A 390-nucleotide genomic window follows, 5' to 3' on the forward strand; every position below is an offset into this window, starting at 1 on the left:
CCACGCCGACCAGCCGACCAACTCCTTCTACAACGCTTCCAAGCCGGCCACGTACGCGCCCGAGCTGGACACGCCGAACGAGTACCCGGCCAAGCTCGACGGCGGTGTGCCGGTCGGCCGCGACCCGATCGCGGGCGAGCTGAAGTCGGCCTACGGCACGGACGACGTCTACGGCATGCACTGGCTGCAGGACGTCGACAACGTCTACGGCTACGGCAACGCACCCGGCAAGTGCGAGGCGGGCCCCTCGGACACCGGCCCGTCGTACATCAACACCTTCCAGCGCGGCGCGCAGGAGTCGGTGTGGGAGACGGTGCCGCAGCCGACCTGCGACGCCTTCAAGTACGGCGGCAAGAACGGCTATCTGGACCTGTTCACCGGTGACGCCTC

The 390-nt window shown here is 68.5% G+C and carries 1 protein-coding gene; it reads left to right on the plus strand.

Going from position 1 to position 390, the window contains the following annotated elements:
• Positions 1 to 390: glycoside hydrolase family 48 protein (locus ADK65_RS02955; RefSeq protein WP_324614238.1), on the plus strand; the 390-nt coding region annotated here is incomplete at both ends.

The sequence above is a fragment of the Streptomyces sp. NRRL B-1140 genome, from assembly GCF_001280065.1.
Classification (GTDB): Bacteria; Actinomycetota; Actinomycetes; order Streptomycetales; family Streptomycetaceae; genus Streptomyces.